Genomic DNA, 18,318 nt, shown 5'->3' with positions numbered 1-18,318 from the left:
CTCCGCGCCGCGGGCGCCGTGCGCGCTCGGACGCGCCGGCGCGCGGGGGGGGGGGGGGGGCGCGCGGCCCGCGCCCCCCCCCCCCCCCGGGGGGCCCCCCCCCCCCCGCCGCGCCCGCGCGGCCAAAATTACGGGATGGTCAGGACCTGGCCGACGTTGATCGAATCCGGGTTGTCGATGCCGCTGGCGTTCGCGATCTCCTGGTAGCGGTTGCCGTCGCCGTAGAAGCGCTCGGCGATCGCCCACAGGGTGTCGCCCGGCTCGACCGTGTAGGTCTGGACTGCGGGCGGCGGCGGGGGCGGAACCTCTTCGGCGGCCGGCGCTGCCGCGGCCTCCGCGACCGGCTCGGGAGCGGGCAGCGGGTTGTCGGTCTGGGTCTGCGACGACCACAGGGCGCTGCCGTCGGTGCCGTACAGCACTACATTGCGGTCGGCCTGCACGGTCAGCCGGTCCGCGCTCTTGCCGTTGGTCTCGGTGGACCAGGCAGCACCCTCGCCCTTGTAGAGCACGAAGTTGCCATCCTCCTGCAGGGCGGCGCGCTCGACACCCTGATCATGAGTCTGGGTGGCCCACACGACTTTTCCATCCGGCTCCGACAACACCAGGTTGCCATCCGGCTGCAGGGTCAGGGTGTACGCACCGCCGACCAGAGACTGGCCGAGTCCGAGTTCTTCACCTACGCGCAGCGTGTCGCCCACGTCGTTCCTTTCGAAGAGTTACTGTGCCAAGCATCCGACATCGACGCACGCCGCGACACCGCTTGCGACTGCCCGCGGGCCGCCCGAAACAACACCGCTTGCGACTGCTTGCAGGTCACTCGAAACAACACCGCTAACGACTGCTTGCAGTTCGGCCGAAACAACACCGCTAGAGACTTGCCTGCAGATCGCCTGAAACAAAATCATGGCGTACGTCGGAGCCGAATCTACTGCCCTTCCCGGCCGCGCGGAGGGATTACGCGCACGGTTCGCCGAAAGTTCACTGTGTGGCGTTGGTCGCTGTGTTGGATTGCCGCACAGTGCAGCAGGCTGCGTGCGGCGATAGCTGGCACGCGGTGAGGGCGATCTTCGCCGGTCGCGGGGCGTGGTCAACTAGGGTGGTGCCCATGTCTCGGATGTCGGGTGCGCGCCCCGTTGCTGCCGCAGTACTGCTCGCCGTCCTCGCTGTCGCAGGCTGCGGGGGCTCCGACGACGAAGGCACACAACAGAAAACGACGACCGCAACAGCCTCGGCGCCGACAACGCCCACCGAGGAGGCGAGCGGCAATTCCGGCAACGCCTTCGTCGCCGATCCGACCATCGTCGGAGCCCATCCGATTCCGTTCACCTCGTGGACCCGGGTCGCCGACGATCGGATCGCGGTGAACTTCCAGACCGGCGCACCCGAATGCTACGGAGTGGACGCGACCGCGAAGGAGACCGATTCGACGGTCACCATCGAACTGCGGTCCGGCACGCGCGCCGACGCGGTCGGGCGCATGTGCACGATGATCGCGGTGTTCGGCACGCTCGAGGTGCCGCTGAAGGCCCCGCTCGGGAACCGTCAGGTCCTCAGCGCGGCCTAACGGCCCCACCAGCGAGGTCGCAACCCCACAAGCGGCGGAACCACATCCTGATCACCGATGCCGCACCGCGCCGCGCCGCGCCGCGCCGAAAAGCATTACTCACCACCATGACTCGGGTCGGAAAAGCCTGGTGCGCAGACTATGGGTGAGCGCATCCGCTCACGGGACGGGCTCGGCGACCGCATCCGATAATGCGGCGAACTCCAGGTAGCTGCCCGCGCGGGCCGGTCCCCAGGTCTTCTGTGCCATTACTCGCAGCGGCATCGTGATCGACGCGGCGATCTGCGCGGGTGTCCGTACGGTCGGGTCGTCGCACCACACGAACAGACCAGAGCCGAGGTTGCCCGCGTTCTGCTGCGGTGTCAGCCTGCTGCCGTCGACGAACACGGCGGGGTCCCACAGCTCGTAGGCTATCGGCGCAGGTACATTGCCGATCGAGGTCGGGCCGCCGGTCACGAAGTAGGTCGGCGTGAAGGCCGCGTTGCGGACCTCGTGGCCGGATGCGATGAGATCCATAGCGGTGCGCGCACTTCCGAAGTACGGCAGCGGCAGTTGCGCAATCCCCGCCCTGCTCCAGAAGTCGACAACGATGTCGGCATCGATGGCGATGGTTCCCTCGCCGGTGTGCAGACCGTCGTTCCAGATGCGCGGCCGCTTGCCGTGCTCCCGCACGATCGCCGCGCCCCAATTGATCAGGCCGAGAAAGGCATCCACCGGTTCGGCCTGCGGTCCGTAGGTGGCGCGCGCATACGCGCCGATCTGTGGATAGTCCTCGAAGCTCGCGACGCGGAGGCCGTCGAGCAGGAACTCGTCCGCACCGAGATGCCAATAGCGCCCAGGGAACAACGGCAGGAACTCTTCGAGGATGTCGCGCATCAGTTCGTAGCCGCGCGGATCGGCGATGTCGATGGCGGCGTCGGATACAACGCCGTTCGCGCTGCGCAGTTTCAACTCCGGATGGGCGGCGAGAATGCCGTTCATGTGGCCGGGAAAGTCCACCTCGGGCACGATCTCGACCTGGTAGCGCGCCGCGTAGGCGATGAGATCGCGTATCTCTTGTTTCGAATAGTGTTCCTGCGCTGTGATTTCCGGATGCCGATCGCTGTCGAGCCGGAACCCGAATCGGTCCGAGAGATGCAGATGCAGCATATTCAACTTGAGCTGCCCCATCCGCCGGATCTGAGCGCGCAGCATATCGAACGGCATATATTCGCGGCCGACGTCGAGCATCAGCCCGCGCTCGCGGTACTCCGGCCAATCGGTCACGACCCCGCCGGGCAACGTGGTGCCGCGCCGCAGCAGCTGCAGCGCCGACCTGGTCGCGTAGAAGGCTCCCGCGACATCCGCGCCCGTCAGCTCGAGGGTTTCCGACACTGATATCCGGTAGGCCTCAGGAGATTGCGGCGCTCCTGGCACCGAACCGGTCCGCATCACGAGGTCGCCCGATCGGCCCACCGAACCCGCCTGCGCCACAACGCCATTGCCGGTGACGGCGCGCAGTCCTTCGGCAAGGTCGGTGGCACTGTCGCGCAGCGCATCCTGCGCATACAACACCCGCGCGTGTACACCGAGTCGAACGAGGACCCACCGGGCACCCAGCTCTTCAGCGACGGAACGGCCTGTGGCACGACCTGCTCCGCATCGGCTCGCCCCTGCGCACCGAACGCCACGGTGACCGCGAGCACCATGCACCGGACGCCATCGCTGCACGAGTCGACATGCGGCCAACTGTACGAAGCCGGATTCGATATCCGCTGAAGGTTGGCGAGTTGTGTCGCCCGCGGACGAGAAAGGGCGGACCCGATGGGCCCGCCCTTTTGCTACTCGTGCGCGAAGTGGGTTGCTCAGTGCGCGAAGTGGCGAGAACCCGTGAGGTACAGGGTGACTCCGGCCGCGCGGGCCAGATCCACGGTGTCCTGGTCGCGGACCGAGCCGCCGGGCTGCACGATCGCGCGAATGCCCGCCTGAATGAGCTGCTGCGGACCATCCGAGAAGGGGAAGAACGCGTCCGACGCGGCGACCGAGCCCTTGGCGCGGTCACCGGCGCGCTGCACGGCGAGGCCGACCGCGTCCACCCGGTTCACCTGTCCCATGCCGACGCCGACCGAGGCGCCGTCGTGGGCGAGCAGGATCGCGTTCGACTTCACGGCACGGCAGGCGCGCCAAGCGAATTCGAGATCCGCGAGAGTTTCGGCGTCAGCGGCCTCCCCGGCCACCAGCGTCCAGTTCTCCGGGTCATCGCCTGCCGCGTCCAGAATGTCGCGCTGCTGCAGCAACGCGCCACCGCTGATCGGACGCAGCTCCCCGCCGGCCCGCTGCGGCGCCGCGGCGACCAGGATGCGCACATTCTTCTTGCGCTGCAACACTTCCACAGCGCCGTCGGCGTAAGACGGCGCGACGATCACCTCGGTGAAGATCTCGGCGACCTGCTCGGCCATCTCGACGGTGACCTCACGGTTGGCCGCGATCACACCGCCGTAGGCGCTGACCGGATCACACGCGTGCGCCTTGCGGTGCGCCTCGGCGATATCGGCGCCGATCGCAATGCCACAGGGGTTGGCGTGCTTGATGATTGCCACCGCGGGGGCGGTGTGGTCGTACGCGGCGCGCCACGCGGCATCGGCATCGGTGTAGTTGTTGTACGACATCTCCTTGCCGTGCAACTGCTGTGCCTGCGCGAGCCCGACGCCGCCGTCGTTGTTGACGTAGAGCGCGGCGGCCTGGTGGGGATTCTCCCCGTAGCGCAGCACCGCGGCCTGCGCCCAAGTGCCGCCCAGCCAGCCGGGGAACTGTACGCCGGCGGGCTCGGCCGACTCGGCCTTCCCCGGCACCAGGACGTTGGTCATCCAGCTCGCCACCGCGACGTCATAGCTCGCGGTGTGCTGGAAAGCCTTGGCCGCCAACGCGGTCCGCTCGGCCAGCGTGAAACCGCCGGCCCGCACCGCGCTGAGCACGTCGTCGTAGTCGCCGCTGTCGACGACCACTGCGACCGACGGGTGGTTCTTGGCGGCGGCGCGCACCATGGACGGCCCGCCGATATCGATCTGCTCGACGCACTCGTCCGGAGTCGCCCCGCTGGCCACGGTCGCGGTGAACGGATACAGGTTCACCACCACCAGCTGGAACGCCTCGACGCCCAACTCCACCAACTGGTCGACGTGCTCGGCCTTACGGGTGTCGGCGAGGATGCCCGCGTGCACGCGGGGGTGCAGGGTCTTGACCCGGCCGTCCAGGGTCTCCGGGAACCCGGTCAGGTCCTCGACCTTGGTCACCGGGATGCCCGCGTCGGCGATCTTGCCTGCGGTCGACCCGGTCGACACGAGCTCGATGCCCGCGGCGTGCAGCCCGGTGGCGAGCTCGATGAGCCCGGTCTTGTCGTACACGCTGACAAGGGCCCTCTTGATCGACTTCCGCACCAATCCTTGGCTGCGCTCAGCCGGATCAACCGTTCCTTCGCTGCGCTCACTCACCGAAGAACTCGCTCATCTGGGATAACTGCCTTTCGTCCGTCGGAGACAATGCCTCTGGTGGCGACAGCGGCGACAACGTCCGCCAGCAACCGTCGCTCGACAACCTTGATGCGCTCGTGGAGCGTGGCCTCGTCGTCGTCATCCAGCACCGGCACCGCTTCCTGCGCGAGGATCGGTCCGGTGTCGACGCCGGAATCGACAAGGTGAACAGTGGAGCCGGTGACCCGGACGCCGTAGGCCAACGCGTCACGCACCCCGTGCGCGCCGGGGAAAGCGGGCAGCAGCGCGGGGTGGGTGTTGATGATCCGGCCGCCGAATCGGGCCATGAACGCCGGACCGAGGAGCTTCATGAAGCCGGCCGAGACGACGAGATCGGGGTCGTACGCGGCGACCGCCTCGGTGAGCGCGCCATCCCATGCGACGCGGTCGGGAAAGTCTTTGAGCGCCACCCGGAAGTCCGGGATGCCCGCGGCGGCCGCGTGCTCGGTGGCGGCACAGTTCCGGTCGACGCCGACGGCGACGATTGTCGCGGGATACTCGGGTGCGGACGCGGCATCGATGAGGGCGCGCAGCAGCGACCCGGTGCCCGAGGCCAGCACGACGACGGTGGCCGGGGCCGTGGTGGGCACCCACTGAGCATGCGGGGACGTCAGCGCTCTACTCCTGCGTGTCGATCGAAAAGGCGGGGCTGTTCATGGTGCGGGCGGTGCGAGACCGCCGCCATAGAGCCTAACGACCGTCCACCGGGTCACTTTCCGGCAGGTCCGCCTCGACCACTTCGGCGTCGACGATGTCGGGGATGGTATCGCCGCCTGGCGCCGAACCGCGCACGCCGAGGGCAGGTTGCTCCTCGACGAGCTCGCCGTCGACTTCCACCTCGAGGTCGGGCCCGTCGTAGTGCGGGTATTCGTCGTCGAAATAGTCGTCGTCATCGGCCGCGTGGTCGTCGGCCGCGTACTCGTCGTCGTAGGCGTCGTAGTCGTCATCGTGATAGTCGTCATCGCGATAATCGGCGTGGTGATAGTCGGCGTACTCGTCGTCCGCGTAATAGTCGTCGTCCTCGTCGTATCGGGTGCTCGGAGCACCGACCGGGACGACGAAGAAACGCCCGAACACCAGCCCCGCATAACCCGTGACGGCCAGCCAGGCGAAGCTCACCACCGCGAAGATCGGCAGGTCGAGACCGACACGGCCGAACGTGCCGAGCGCACCACCCGCTGCCACGCCGAGCAAGACCAGCACCACGGTCGCCAGTCCGGCCGAGGTCAGCGTCGCCCAGGGGGCCGCGATCCGGTCGGTGGAGGTCCGCGCGCTGTCCAGCCCGCCGAGGACACCGACCGCCGCCGGGATGAGCAGCAGTACCAGCCACCATCCCGCCGCGGGCCCGGTCGGCACCGCCGCGAGCACCGGCACCGCCGGAATCGGCCCGCCGATCACCGCGAACACACCGACCGACGCGTCACCGAACTGGGCGGATGCGCCCATCAGCACACTCACCGCAGCGACGACCACATTCGGCAGATAGGCGAGCGAGAGCAGGGTCAATCCGATAACCCCGGCGGCATTGCCCGCCGATTGGTAGGTATCACCGATCCTGGACCATTGCGCGAAGAATGACACGACGGTGACCGCGGTGGCACAGGCGAGTAGACGCAGCACGGTCCGGCCGGCGCCGAAAGTGCCTGCGACAGCCCAGTCCGGCATCCGCAGCAGGGTGAAAACCCGGCGCCGATTGCGGGAGGCGATCCCACCCGCCGCGGCGAGCAGATGCACACCGCCGACCCAGCCGAACGCGGCGAGGGTGTTCGGCGGTTGCAGCGCGACGACGCCGGAGGCGTCCTCGGCGACCGCCAAGCAGACCGCCGTGACCAGCAACGGCCCGGCCAGCGCCGCACCGAGAATCCAACCGAGATCGGCGCGAGTACTCTCCGGCTCGACCGCGCGCACACATTCACGTCCGGAGAGCCAGACCAGCAGACCGGTCGGCAGCAGCGGCAGCAGGCCGAGCGACGTCTTACCGATCACCAGCGGAACCTGGTGCGCCGCAAGCCAACCCGCGGCGATCGCACCGGAGGTTCCGGCCATACTGCTGCCCGAGGCCAACAACGTGGCGAGCACGAGGACGATGACGGCGGTGAGCGTGAGAGCCGCCGGACGAGCGGCGACGAGCACCAGCACGCGGGCGCGTTCCGGTGTCAGCGAGAGGAATCCGTGTTCGTCGCCGTCGCCGGGTGCCACAGCGCCGCGACGCGACCTGCGCACCGAGGAATCCGGCGCGCTACGGGACCCGGTGGTCCGGCGAACAAGAGGGGATCTCGGGGAGCTCATAGAAATTCAGCGTGGCAGCTCCCCCGGCGCGAGCGGGTCAGGCGCGCCGCGCCCACCTGCGATGGGCGCAGCGCCAGGAGAGCGAGGCGAAACTACTTGTTGTCGTCCGACGGACGGAACGCCTGGGTGGCGTCCGAGGCCGGGTCCGAACCCTGCTCACTGCCGAAAGGCTGGCCCGGCTGGCCCGGCTGACCAGGCTGTGGCTGGCTCTGGCCGTAGCCGGGCGCACCGTACTGCTGCTGACCGGGCTGCGGTGCGCCGAAATGCTGCGTGGCGCTTTCGTCGGGGCGCGGCGTGGCCGCCGGAGCACCGTAGGGCGAACCCTGCTGTGCCGCACCGTATCCGGGCTGCTGACCGTAGGACGGCTGCTGACCGTAGCCCTGGCCGGGCTGACCCTGCCCGTACGCGGGCTGGCCGGGCTGGCTCTGGCCGTAGGCGGGCTGGCTCGGCTGGCCCTGACCGTAGGAGGGCTGGCTCTGCCCATAGGACGGCTGCTGACCGTAGGTCTGGCCCGGCTGGCTCTGGCCGTAACCGGACTGGCTCGGGCTCTGACCGAACGCCGACGGCTGGCCGAACGCCGAGGGCTGCTGCTGGCCGTAGCCACCCTGACCGAAACCGCTCGGCGGGCCCTGTGGCGCGGCCGGCTTGGGTGCGGGCGGTGTCAGGATGCCCGCCTCGAACAGCACCGCGCCGACTGCGGCCGCGGCCTGCACCAGGGCGAGGAAGAGCACAACCCATGCGCCCCACTTCAACTCGACACCGTCGGACAGGTTGAACGACTGGAACACCAGCCCGAGGAAACCGGCGAGCGAAGCGGCGGCGGCCGCGCCGGTCCAGTTCTGCTTGGGCAGCAGCGACAGTCCGGCGAGCAGGCCACCGAGCAGCAGCAGCGCGAGCAGAGCCGTCAGCGGGACGTCGAAGGAGTTGGCGCTTTCGCTGGCGATCTTGGCGCCGCTCACCGGGTTGACCGCCTCGCGGCCCGCATAGGGCAGGAACCCCAGCAGGAAGTTCAGCACGCCGAGGCCGGCGACGCCGGCGGTGAGGAAGAACGGCAGTCCCTTGGCATCGGATGCGGGAGTGCTCGAACTTGTGCCGGTACTACCCGCCGACTGGCCGAGGCTGGAAGGAACGGAGGGCGTCGCGGGTGTGTTGTACCCGGAGCCCCCGGTCGGGTAGGACATGTCGTCGTCTCCTAGGTCGAGTCGTACGTTTCTACACGGCTGGATCTCAACTGACGCTACTGCACTGGCCGGTCCCGGTCATCCTTAACGAACCGGCCGGGCGACCAGATCAAGCCTTCCGTGCCTGGTGCCGCATGGCGGTCCCGACTCCATAACAATTCGCGCCCAGGGTGTCCGGCTGCCAACCTTCACCCAACAGCATGGCAGCGCCGGATTCCGGTGCGCATCAGCCCGCGCAACACCCGATCAGACCACCCGCATCGCGACAAGGCCGCCGCCCGAGTTCGGGCGGCGGCCTTGTCGACTATCGCGAATCAGGCGGTGATGCTTGCCTTCTCCAGGATTTCGCGTGCCAGCGCGGCGGTCTCGGACGGCGTCTTGCCGACCTTCACGCCCGCGGCCTCGAGTGCGTCCTTCTTGGCCTGGGCGGTGCCCGCCGAGCCGGAGACGATGGCGCCCGCGTGGCCCATGGTCTTGCCCTCGGGGGCGGTGAAGCCCGCGACGTAGCCGACGACCGGCTTGGTGACATTGGCCTTGATGTAGGCCGCGGCCCGCTCCTCGGCGTCGCCGCCGATCTCGCCGATCATCACGATCAGCTTGGTCTCCGGGTCCTTCTCGAACGCCTCGATGGCGTCGATGTGGGTAGTGCCGATGACCGGGTCGCCGCCGATGCCGATGGCGGTCGAGAAGCCGAAGTCACGCAGCTCGAACATCATCTGGTAGGTCAGGGTGCCGGACTTCGACACCAGACCGACCGGGCCCTTGCCGGTGATGTTGGCCGGGGTGATGCCGACCAGCGACTCGCCGGGGGTGATGATGCCGGGGCAGTTCGGGCCGATGATCCGGGTCTTGTTGCCCTTCTCGACGTTGTAGGCCCACGCGTACGCGGTGTCCTGCACCGGGATGCCCTCGGTGATGACCACGAGCAGCGGGATCTCCGCGTCGATGGCCTCGATGATGGCGTCCTTGGCGAACTTCGGCGGCACGAATGCGATGGAGACATCCGCGCCGGTTTCCTTGATGGCCTCGGCGACGGTGCCGAACACCGGCAGTTCGACCGCGGCGCCGTCCTTGTCGGTGTGCGCGACGGTGGTGCCCGCCTTGCGCGCGTTGACGCCACCGACGACCTGGGTGCCTGCCTTGAGCATCAGTGCGGTGTGCTTGGTGCCCTCACCGCCGGTGATGCCCTGGACGATGACCTTCGAGTCCTTGTTCAGAAAGATAGACATTTCCGGTTTCCTTACTTGGCCGCTGCCAGTTCGGCGGCCTTGTCGGCGCCTTCGTCCATTGTCTGCGCAAGTGTGATCAGCGGATGCGCGGCATCGACAAGGATCTTGCGGCCCTCGTCGACCTTGTTGCCGTCGAGACGGACGACCAGCGGCTTGTTCGCCTCGGCGCCAAGGATTTCCAGCGCCTTCACGATGCCGTTGGCGACCGCGTCACACGCGGTGATGCCACCGAAGACGTTGACGAACACGCTCTTGACCTGCGCGTCGTTCAGGATGACATCCAGGCCCGCGGCCATGATCTCGGCCGAGGCGCCACCACCGATGTCGAGGAAGTTGGCGGGCTTGACGCCGCCGTGGTTCTCGCCCGCGTAGGCGACCACGTCGAGCGTGGACATGACCAGACCGGCGCCGTTGCCGATGATGCCGACCTCACCGTCGAGCTTGACGTAGTTGAGGTCGTTTTCCTTGGCCTTGAGCTCCAGCGGGTCGGTCGCGTCCTTGTCCGCGAACGCCTCGTGGTCCGGGTGCCGGAACGCGGCGTTCTCGTCGAGGGTGACCTTGCCGTCGAGGGCCAGGATCTGGTTGTCGGGGGTGCGGACGAGCGGGTTGACCTCCACCAGGGTGGCGTCTTCGCCGACGAACACCTCCCACAGCTTCTGGATGGTCACGGCGGCGGCGTCCAGCACGTCGGCGGGCAGGTGGCCCTGCTCGGCGATCGAGCGGGCGAACGCGAGGTCGACACCCTTGACAGCGTCGACCGGGACCTTGGCCAGCCGCTCCGGCTTGGTGGCGGCGACCTCTTCGATCTCCATGCCGCCTTCGACCGAGCACATAGCCAGGTAGGTGCGGTTGGAACGATCCAGCAGGAAGGAGATGTAGTACTCCTCCGCGATGTCCTTTGCCTCGGCGACAAGGAGCTTCTTCACGATGTGGCCCTTGATATCCAGGCCGAGGATGTTCTGCGCATGGGTAAGCGCGTCGTCCGGGGTGGCGGCGTACTTGACGCCACCCGCCTTGCCACGGCCGCCCACCTTGACCTGCGCCTTGATCATTACCGGCTTGCCGATTTCCTCCGCGATGGCGCGGGCTTCCTCGACCGTGTCCGTCACGCGGCCCTCGGACGAAGGCACTCCGTGCTTAACGAAGAGCTCCTTCGCCTGGTATTCGAAGAGATCCATGTACTCACCGTCTCGTCTGCGTTGCTATGACAACGTCTTTGTTGGCGGCCCGACGTCGGAAGCGGGTCGGGTCGGACTCTAACCAGTCACATGGACGGCCAAACGGCCACGTTCATCGTAAGTGGCGCAGGTCACGGGCCAGTGTCCAGGCCGGAAAAACCGCTGGCCAACACTACTCGCGAGTAGCTTTTTGGCGGTGCGCCAGGTAGACCCGCCGAACCCGGAAATGGGAGCCGTCTACTACAGGTTGTCGTCGAATGACCTCACCTGAGTGCCCACCGCTCGGTGCGATATTCCGTAGTGTTACCGTGATCAATCTCACATGTTTGGATTGATCGCGCGCAACGCTTGCGGACCCCGCAATCGTTTCGTTACCGTCAGTGCGGTCGATGTCACAACACGGTCACGACGAGGAGGACGGCAAGCTTGACGCAGCACAGCACTCCGCACACGGAGAGCCGTTCCGCAGATGACCTGTCAACACCCCATCGGGGCAGGGATCTCGACACCGCGAACATCTCCAGCTTCATGATGTGGCATAGCCGATGAACCATCGCTCGACCGTCCCTTCTTCCCATCGCGTTCGCTCCGGCCATCGTTATCGGGCCGATGACGAACCGTTCGGCAGTTACGCCGACCAGAGCAGACAGGGCGCCCCGGCAGCCGACGCCCGCTACGCGGCCCCCGCCGCCGGAGCGCATGCCGGATACGACTTCCACCCCGCAGGCGACCACCGCGACGACTCCTGGTCCGCGAATGATGCATGGTCGCAACAGGATTCCTGGTCCGACGGCGGCGCGTGGTCGGCCGAGGAAGCGTGGGCGCCCGCCGCCGACAACTCCTGGACCCCCGAAGCCGACAATTCTTGGACGCCCGAAACCGGCGACTCCTGGACACCCCGCGCCGACGACTCCTGGACACCCGATACCGGTGATTCCTGGGCCCCCGACGCGGACGAGTCGTGGGAACACCAGGCGGACGACGCCGAATCCCATGCTGTTCCCACTGTCATCCCCGGACGCCGTTCGCAGCGCCGTGGCGGCGCACATCGCGTGCCCGCGCCACCGAGCGCGCTCAAAGGACGTGCCGCGGTCGTCGCTGTCGCGGCCGGCGCTGTCGTCGCCGCGGGCCAGGCCGCGTTCGCCTCGCCCGAACAGCCTTCGGCGACCGTCGACTATGAAGCCGCCGGTCAGATTCACGAGATCGCCGCGCAGTCGATGAGCGTGACCGACGCCACTGTCGCGCCGGATTCACCTCAGGTGCTCAATGTCTCGGCCCCGACCAACCTGGGCCAGTTCAACGACATCCTGCAAAAAGGGCAGAAGTACGCCGAGGATCTCGCCGCTGAAGAAGCCGCCAAGCTGCGCCCGCTGTTCACGAAGTTCGCCGCGGGCAATTTCACCTCAGGCTACGGTGCCCGCTGGGGCGTCCAGCACCTCGGCATCGACATCGCGGGCCCGATCGGAACCCCGATCTACGCGGTCGCCGACGGCACGGTCATCGAGGCGGGCCCGGCCAGCGGATTCGGCATGTGGGTACGGCTGCTGCACGACGACGGCACCGTCACCATCTACGGCCACATCGACACCGCGACGGTGTCGCAGGGACAGCGAGTCATGGCGGGCGATCAGATCGCCACCATCGGCAACCGCGGCTTCTCCACCGGCCCGCACTGCCACTTCGAAGTGTGGCTCCACGGCAGCGACAAGATCGACCCGCTGCCCTGGCTCGCCACCCGCGGCATCAGCCTCGGCCAACAGCGCGACTGACTCAGCGGCCGCACTCGCCCCCTGACTGCGGCCACTCATCGGTGGGTTCGACGCTGCACTCGGACCGGCAGTCACTGTGAAAGACAGTGGTGAACAAGGGCCTCTCCGGATACAAGAAACCCCGGCGCGTGGCCGGGGTTACCAGATGGGTCATATACGGGCAAAAAGGCTCCAATCCCGTTGGACTCAGGACAAATTCATTCCCTCGGCCGGACCGTATTACAAGGGATTTGGGGCGGCCAGTGCGGCGATCATGCAGCTGCTCATTGCTGGACTTTCGTCATGCGGGCGGATCGCGGGCTACCCCTGGACCCTACTTGTAGTACTTGGGCGCCGGTGTCCCGGTGAACTCCTTCCAGGCCCGGTCCAGGCCTGGCCCGTAATAGTCGCGATATCCGCCGGGATGTTCACGCAGATGGTCGGCGAGCATGCCGACGGCAGCCTGTCTGGTCAGATCACCGGCGGCGTAGCCGTCGTAGGCAGCCTTGGTGACGTCGTCGGCATTGCCGATATCCGGCCCGCCATTGCCGAGTATTTCCCGCCGCGCCTGGGCGGACGCAAATCCCGCATTGGACTCGCCCAAATACACCTTGTACATATGCTTTGCGTGCCATTGCCAATACTCTTCGCCGGGGCGGGGCGCATCGAGCGAATAACTGTATTCGGGGCCGGCGGTGGCGTGGCCGGTCTCGTGCGCCAATCGCGCTGTGCTCAGCAGCGGATCGTTCTTTCCATCCACACTGAGCAGAATCCTCTTCTCGCCTCCGAAGGTGAGTCCACCGGCGTCGATCGAGCCGTAACCTATTGTCCAGCCCGCGGCCTGAAGTTCTCGCACGTCTTTCGATAATGCGGGCGACATCGCGACCAGCCGATCCACCTCCGGACCCAGCTGTACCAAATCGTCGCTCGGTGCGAGGTCGTCGCTCGGTGCGAGGTCATCGCTCGGTACGAGTTCTTCGGCGAGCTCGCTTCCGAGGTTGAGACCGTAACCAACACCCAGGCTGAAGGCGGCGGCTTTCACCAGGAAATGTGTTCGGGTGTCGCCGTCTGCCAGGCCTGCGACCGTGGAGCGCAGGGCGGAATCGGTCGCACGGTATCGTGTCGAGAGCGCCGAAGTCGTGTCTCGGAACGCGGAGGCCAGCGCCCGTGTGGCAGCCTGAATACTCTCGGCGATCGATGTCCTCATCCTGCGTTGGCCGCCAACATCCGCGATGCGCCACCTGCGCGGTTGTCTTCTGTCGTGACCGCGGCCGGATCGAACTCACCGGGCAGGCAGACCACGTGTGCTGCCATGGCGAGGCCGAAGCAGTCGCTGCGGTGAAGGTACCGGACGGCGGGGGGCTCGTGGGCTACGAGGATGCGGACCTGTTCGGGATGCTTGGCGACGAGGGCGAGGGCATTGACCGCGCCGCCGCTGCTGGCGAAGAGGTCGATCGGGCCGCCGCCGAGGGCTTCGATGACGCGGTGCAGGTCCTCGGCGTGCAGGTCGGGGTTGGATTCGCTGGTGGGGTCGTTCTTTTCGCTGCGGCCGGTGCCGCGCGGGTCGTAGGTGACTACCGTGCGGTCGGGGAAGCGGGCGGCCAGGCTGACGAATCCACTGGCGTCCATGGGCGAGCCGATCATCATCAGGATCGGCTCGTCACCGGCCTGCTCTGCTTGGCGTATGTCGTAGGCGATTTCGGCGCCGGGAGTTTCGAGGGTGTAGGTCTTCAGCTCGGTCATGGTGGCCCGGTCCTTCTGCTTGGTTGTTCGTGCAGACGAACGGGGGCATCGAAACACACCGGCAGACCGGTGCGACGGCCTCGGCCCGTGACTCCTTGATGATCCTAGCGATCTGCCTGCGCTTACTGTTCGGCCGCTCGCACAGATGACGAACTTCAGATTCCTGACGCGATTTCGAATCGCATCCAATCCGCATCAGAATCCGGCCGGACCCGGCAGTAGCCACCGAACGGACACGTCGACCACCTCGGGGCGACTACTCGTCACCCTTCGACCAGCGCGCGTGGCAGCCGCTCTCAGAGCTTGACCAGGGTCCGGCTGTATTGGGGGATCAGGCGGATCTTTCCGGCAGTGCCGAAATCGATGGTCACGGTGGCCAACGGCCCGAAGCCTTCGGCCGCGACAACTCGGCCGAGGCCGTATTTGTCGTCGGTGACCCGGTCTCCGACGGCAAGTACGAGATTGGCGTTGTTACGGGTGGCGCCGCCGGGTGCGGGGCGGCGCGGGCCACGGTCGGCGCGCACGCCGGGGCGCTGCTCGTTCCAGCCATCGCCTCGGGTCCAGTCCCGTTCCACGCTGTCGTCGTCACCGCGACGCCGGATGCTGCGCGTCAGCGGTGAGCCGCTCGGCTCCAGCCGCTTCCAGTCGATGAGGTGGCTCGGAATCTCCTGCAGGAAGCGAGATTCCGGGTTCGATACCGGCTGGCCCCAGCCGGATCGGACCACCGCGCGCGACAGGTACAGCCGTTGCCTGGCCCTGGTGATGCCGACGTAGGCGAGGCGGCGTTCCTCGGCGAGCTCGGTGGGATCACCGAGCGCCCGCATGTGCGGGAACTGGCCGTCCTCCCAGCCCGTCACGAACACGACGGGGAACTCCAGGCCCTTGGCGGTGTGCAGGGTCATCATCGTGACCACGCCCGCGCCCTCGTCGGGGATCTGATCGGTGTCGGCCACCAGCGAGACCCGCTCCAGGAAGGCCGCGAGCGAACCGGGATCCGGTTCACCATCGGCCGCCTCCGGCACCAGGCCCTCCTCGCGGGCCGCGGCGGCGTTGTTGTAGGCCTCGGAGCTGAATTCCCGTGCGACGCTGACCAATTCGTTCAGGTTGTCCAGCCGGGCGCCGTCCTGCGGGTCGTCGGACGCCGCCAGCTCGGCACGATAGCCGGTTCGTTCCAGCACCGCGTCGACCACATTCCCGACATCCGGGAAGTCGAGCTCAGCCTGCGCGCCCGCCGCCCGAATCTGCTCGAGCAGCTCGAGGAATCCGGCGATCGCGCGCTGGGCGCGGGTGTTCAGCAGTGCGACCTTGCCCTCGGCGGCATCGCGCAGCGCCTCGGCGAAACCGATGTCGCGCTGTTCGGCGTGCACGGCCACGCACGCCTCGGCGCGGTCACCGATGCCCCGGCGTGGGGTGTTGAGAATCCGACGCAGGCTCACCGCGTCGTCGGGGTTCTCCAGTACGCGCAGATAGGCGACGATGTCGCGCACCTCTTTGCGCTCATAGAAGCGGACGCCGCCGACCACCTTGTACGGCAGGCCCATTCGAATGAAGATTTCTTCCAGCGCGCGCGAGTTGTTGTTGGTGCGATAGAAGACCGCGACGTCGCCGTAGGTGGCTTCCTCGGCATCCACCAGCCGGTCGATCTCGCGGGCCACGAAGGAGGCCTCGTCGTGCTCGTTGTCGGCGACATACCCGGTGATCAGATCGCCTTCGCCGGAATCGGTCCACAACCGCTTGTCGCGACGGTTCTCGTTGCGCGAGATCACCGCGTTCGCGGCCGAAAGGATGTGCTGGGTGGACCGGTAATTCTGTTCCAGCAGAATAGTTTCGGCATCCGGGAAGTCGCGTTCGAATTCCTCGATATTGCGAATGGTCGCGCCGCGGAAGGCGTAGATGGACTGATCCGCGTCGCCGACAACGCACAGTTCGCTCGGCGCCACCGCGTCCGGCGCCTCGCCGTCCACGGATTCCGCGGCCTCTGCGTGGTGTCCGACCAGCTCACGCACCAGGATGTACTGCGCGTGGTTGGTGTCCTGATACTCGTCGACGAGCACGTGCCGGAAGCGGCGCCGGTAGTACTCCGCGACCTGCGGATGGTTTTGCAGCAGCGCCACCGTCTCACCGATCAGGTCGTCGAAATCCATCGCGTTCGCCGCGCGCAGTCGACGCTGATATTCGGTGTAGACCCTGGCGACGAGACTCGGCAATTCGGTCTCGTCGGATTCAGCGTCCGCTGTAGCCCGTGCGGGCCCGATGAGCTCGTTCTTCAGATTCGAGATGGCGGTCGCCAGTAGCCGCGCCGAATACTTCTTCACATCGATGTCGAAATCGCGGCTGATCATCGTGAGCAGTCGCCGCGAATCGTCGGCATCGTAGATGGAGAAATTCGAATTCAGGCCGGGCAGCAGGGCCGACTGCATGCGCAGGATGCGCACGCAGCTGGAGTGGAATGTGGAAACCCACATGTTATTGGCGCGCGGGCCGACCAGCCCGATGACGCGTTCCCGCATCTCCGCAGCAGCCTTGTTGGTGAAGGTGATGGCCAGGATCTGGCCGGGCGTGGCGCCGCGCGCGGCGAGCAGATAGGCGATTCGCCTGGTCAGCACAGCGGTCTTGCCCGAGCCCGCGCCCGCGACGATCAGCAGCGGCGCGCCGGTGTGCACGACCGCGGCGCGCTGTTGCGGGTTGAGGCCCTCGAGCAGCCGCTCGGCCTCTTCGGCCTTGCGCTGCTCCCTTTCGAGGCGGCGCTGTTCGGGGGACTGCGCCGAATCCACGGCACGACCATCGTCGACCTGCGGTTTCTTGGCTGGGTCCTGGTGCCGAGTCTGCCCGGCCTGCATCTGGGGAGCCACCGTGATGTCCATCGTCCATCAACGCTACCGGCGGCTACCGACAGAGATGAAGTCCCGTTCCCGTCGATGTCTGTTCGGCGGCGTGTCGGCGAACGATGGGTGAACCGCCGCAGCGTGTCCCGGGCGGCGAATCTGCGACGGCGTTCTCACCAGATTCACAAAATGAAGTGTTTTGCATTGCTTCGGACCCATGGCACACTGGCCACATGATCTGCGCTCGAGAGATACATCCGATACGGTTAACAGCCGGATATCGTGATGGCGGACCGTACGCCTGAGCGCCCGTCCGGGGGGACAATGCAACACCCCAACAGGTCTGTTGCACGGTGAAAGAACCGATCGGTAACGAGCCGGGCTCACCCGCCGATCCATGTTCTGACACGAGGAGATGAATGATGAGCACGCCTGCCACGACGACCGGGTCCGACTCGGCTCTCCCGCACTCCGAGGCGGAGATCGAGAAGCTCCGCAAGGAGATCGACCAGCTCGACGCGGAAATCCTCGCCGCCATCAAGCGCCGAACCGAGATCTCCAGGATCATCGGCCGCACGCGGATGGCTTCCGGCGGAACCCGTCTCGTACACAGTCGTGAGATGAAGGTGCTCGAGCGCTTCAGCGAACTCGGCCAGGAGGGTCACACCCTCGCGATGCTGCTGCTGCGGCTCGGCCGCGGCCGCCTCGGCCACTGATCGCCTGCCCGCTGGGCTACTGATTGCCCGCCGCGCACGCGGCCCCAACACTCATGCGGCGATCGCAAGACCTCCGCATTCCCAAAGGCCGCCCCGGGTGTTCACCCCCGGGGCGGTCGTTTCGCCTCCGGAATCGCGCTCAGCTGAGCGCGATGTACTTGGTGGACAAGTACTCTTCGATGCCCTCGATGCCGCCCTCTCGGCCGAAGCCAGAGGCCTTCACACCACCGAAGGGCGGGGGGGGGGGGGGTGTGAACGCGCCGAGTATACCCCCCCACAACGGCTGCGCTCGCCCCCCGCGCCGCGCCGCGCCGGCCAAGTGGGGCGGGGGGTATC

At 67.1% G+C, this 18,318-nt stretch carries 15 protein-coding genes; 3 read left to right on the top strand and 12 right to left on the bottom strand.

Annotated elements, in window-relative coordinates; genetic code table 11:
* Window positions 1-128: 128 nt before the first annotated feature.
* Window positions 129-698: a LysM peptidoglycan-binding domain-containing protein gene (locus ACFU4Z_RS34155; protein WP_379071828.1), complete on the bottom strand. Its 570-nt coding sequence runs from the start codon at window positions 696-698 to the stop codon at window positions 129-131.
* A gap of 416 nt (window positions 699-1,114) precedes the next feature.
* Between ACFU4Z_RS34155 and ACFU4Z_RS34150 the strand changes: the two genes are divergently transcribed.
* Window positions 1,115-1,564, top strand: a complete 450-nt coding sequence (locus tag ACFU4Z_RS34150) for a hypothetical protein (protein ID WP_379071833.1) — start codon at window positions 1,115-1,117, stop codon at window positions 1,562-1,564.
* A 159-nt stretch (window positions 1,565-1,723) separates the two neighbouring features.
* Here the strand turns inward: ACFU4Z_RS34150 and ACFU4Z_RS34145 are convergent, their stop codons facing one another.
* From ACFU4Z_RS34145 to sucC, 7 genes are all read right to left on the bottom strand, one after another.
* On the bottom strand, window positions 1,724-3,256 hold the full coding sequence (locus ACFU4Z_RS34145) for a family 20 glycosylhydrolase (RefSeq protein WP_379071825.1): 1,533 nt from the start codon (window positions 3,254-3,256) through the stop codon (window positions 1,724-1,726).
* Window positions 3,257-3,408: 152 nt separating this feature from the next.
* Window positions 3,409-4,980: a bifunctional phosphoribosylaminoimidazolecarboxamide formyltransferase/IMP cyclohydrolase gene (gene purH / locus ACFU4Z_RS34140; RefSeq protein WP_379071823.1), complete on the bottom strand. Its 1,572-nt coding sequence runs from the start codon at window positions 4,978-4,980 to the stop codon at window positions 3,409-3,411.
* A 50-nt stretch (window positions 4,981-5,030) separates the two neighbouring features.
* Window positions 5,031-5,663, bottom strand: a complete 633-nt coding sequence (gene purN / locus ACFU4Z_RS34135; protein ID WP_379071820.1) for a phosphoribosylglycinamide formyltransferase — start codon at window positions 5,661-5,663, stop codon at window positions 5,031-5,033.
* Window positions 5,664-5,763: 100 nt separating this feature from the next.
* Complete coding sequence (locus ACFU4Z_RS34130) at window positions 5,764-7,296, bottom strand: DUF6350 family protein (RefSeq protein ID WP_379071817.1); 1,533 nt, start codon at window positions 7,294-7,296, stop codon at window positions 5,764-5,766.
* 158 nt (window positions 7,297-7,454) lie between these two features.
* Window positions 7,455-8,543: a DUF5336 domain-containing protein gene (locus tag ACFU4Z_RS34125; protein WP_379071813.1), complete on the bottom strand. Its 1,089-nt coding sequence runs from the start codon at window positions 8,541-8,543 to the stop codon at window positions 7,455-7,457.
* A gap of 314 nt (window positions 8,544-8,857) precedes the next feature.
* Complete coding sequence (sucD, locus tag ACFU4Z_RS34120) at window positions 8,858-9,772, bottom strand: succinate--CoA ligase subunit alpha (protein WP_328406358.1); 915 nt, start codon at window positions 9,770-9,772, stop codon at window positions 8,858-8,860.
* An 11-nt stretch (window positions 9,773-9,783) separates the two neighbouring features.
* Window positions 9,784-10,950, bottom strand: a complete 1,167-nt coding sequence (gene sucC / locus ACFU4Z_RS34115) for an ADP-forming succinate--CoA ligase subunit beta (protein WP_379071809.1) — start codon at window positions 10,948-10,950, stop codon at window positions 9,784-9,786.
* A 545-nt stretch (window positions 10,951-11,495) separates the two neighbouring features.
* Between sucC and ACFU4Z_RS34110 the strand changes: the two genes are divergently transcribed.
* Complete coding sequence (locus ACFU4Z_RS34110) at window positions 11,496-12,719, top strand: M23 family metallopeptidase (RefSeq protein WP_379071806.1); 1,224 nt, start codon at window positions 11,496-11,498, stop codon at window positions 12,717-12,719.
* Window positions 12,720-13,032: 313 nt separating this feature from the next.
* Here the strand turns inward: ACFU4Z_RS34110 and ACFU4Z_RS34105 are convergent, their stop codons facing one another.
* The 3 genes from ACFU4Z_RS34105 to pcrA form a co-directional block, all read right to left on the bottom strand.
* Entirely contained in the window at window positions 13,033-13,905 is an 873-nt protein-coding gene (locus ACFU4Z_RS34105; protein ID WP_379071803.1) for a hypothetical protein, read from the bottom strand.
* Entirely contained in the window at window positions 13,902-14,441 is a 540-nt protein-coding gene (locus ACFU4Z_RS34100; protein ID WP_379071800.1) for an alpha/beta fold hydrolase, read from the bottom strand. Before ACFU4Z_RS34100 ends, ACFU4Z_RS34105 begins: the two co-directional genes overlap by 4 nt.
* Before the next feature lie 296 nt (window positions 14,442-14,737).
* A complete protein-coding gene (gene pcrA / locus ACFU4Z_RS34095; protein ID WP_379071797.1) occupies window positions 14,738-17,305 on the bottom strand; it encodes a DNA helicase PcrA in 2,568 nt (855 codons plus the stop codon).
* A gap of 383 nt (window positions 17,306-17,688) precedes the next feature.
* Between pcrA and ACFU4Z_RS34090 the strand changes: the two genes are divergently transcribed.
* Entirely contained in the window at window positions 17,689-17,982 is a 294-nt protein-coding gene (locus tag ACFU4Z_RS34090; RefSeq protein ID WP_328413435.1) for a chorismate mutase, read from the top strand.
* A 139-nt stretch (window positions 17,983-18,121) separates the two neighbouring features.
* Here the strand turns inward: ACFU4Z_RS34090 and ACFU4Z_RS34085 are convergent.
* A partial coding sequence (locus tag ACFU4Z_RS34085; protein WP_379071794.1) for an aldehyde dehydrogenase family protein occupies window positions 18,122-18,318 on the bottom strand: 197 nt, incomplete at its 5' end.

It is taken from the genome of Nocardia sp. NPDC057440 (assembly GCF_042802915.1).
Taxonomy (GTDB): domain Bacteria; phylum Actinomycetota; class Actinomycetes; order Mycobacteriales; family Mycobacteriaceae; genus Nocardia.
The sequence above is the reverse complement of the archived record's forward strand: the minus strand, read 5'-3'. Positions and strand labels throughout refer to the sequence as shown.

Bases quoted from the DNA above. Each gene is read 5' to 3' on its own strand.
- ACFU4Z_RS34150 (WP_379071833.1), top strand. From the start codon at position 1,115: ATGTCGGGTGCGCGCCCCGTTGCTGCCGCAGTACTGCTCGCCGTCCTC.
- ACFU4Z_RS34125 (WP_379071813.1), bottom strand. From the start codon at position 8,543: ATGTCCTACCCGACCGGGGGCTCCGGGTACAACACACCCGCGACGCCC.
- sucD (WP_328406358.1), bottom strand. From the start codon at position 9,772: ATGTCTATCTTTCTGAACAAGGACTCGAAGGTCATCGTCCAGGGCATC.
- sucC (WP_379071809.1), bottom strand. From the start codon at position 10,950: ATGGATCTCTTCGAATACCAGGCGAAGGAGCTCTTCGTTAAGCACGGA.
- ACFU4Z_RS34110 (WP_379071806.1), top strand. From the start codon at position 11,496: ATGAACCATCGCTCGACCGTCCCTTCTTCCCATCGCGTTCGCTCCGGC.
- ACFU4Z_RS34105 (WP_379071803.1), bottom strand. From the start codon at position 13,905: ATGAGGACATCGATCGCCGAGAGTATTCAGGCTGCCACACGGGCGCTG.
- ACFU4Z_RS34100 (WP_379071800.1), bottom strand. From the start codon at position 14,441: ATGACCGAGCTGAAGACCTACACCCTCGAAACTCCCGGCGCCGAAATC.
- pcrA (WP_379071797.1), bottom strand. From the start codon at position 17,305: ATGGACATCACGGTGGCTCCCCAGATGCAGGCCGGGCAGACTCGGCAC.
- ACFU4Z_RS34090 (WP_328413435.1), top strand. From the start codon at position 17,689: ATGAGCACGCCTGCCACGACGACCGGGTCCGACTCGGCTCTCCCGCAC.